Annotated in this window: 1 protein-coding gene; it reads right to left on the bottom strand. The window is 34.4% G+C overall.

Annotated features, from left to right (window positions below; genetic code table 11):
- On the bottom strand, positions 1-326 hold a 326-nt coding region (locus PUR56_RS43100; protein ID WP_329947330.1), incomplete at both ends, for a hypothetical protein.

The raw sequence follows: 326 nt of genomic DNA, 5'->3' as shown, positions 1-326 counted from the left end.
TTTGTGTTTTTTTGTAGTTTTGGTTTGGTGTTTTTTTTTTTGTGTTCTGTGTTTTGTTTTTTTTTTTTGTGTTGTTGTTTTTTTTTTTGTTTTGTTGTTGGGTTTGTTTTTTTATTGTTTTTTTGTTGTTTTTTTTTTGTTTTTTTTTTTTGGGTTTTTTTTTTTGGGGGGGGTTTGTTTTGTGTTTTTTTGGGTTTTTTTTTTTTTTGGGGGGCGGGTGTTTTTGGTTTGTTTTTTTTTTTTTTGTCCGGGTGTACCGATGTTTTTATTGTTTGGGTAGTGCTTTTTTTATCTGGGGGGGGGGGGGGGGGCCCCGCCCCCCCCCC

Origin of the sequence: Streptomyces sp. BE303 (genome assembly GCF_036290945.1) — a bacterium.
In the GTDB taxonomy this organism is placed as follows: domain Bacteria; phylum Actinomycetota; class Actinomycetes; order Streptomycetales; family Streptomycetaceae; genus Kitasatospora.
This window is presented reverse-complemented; position numbering and strand designations above follow the sequence as displayed.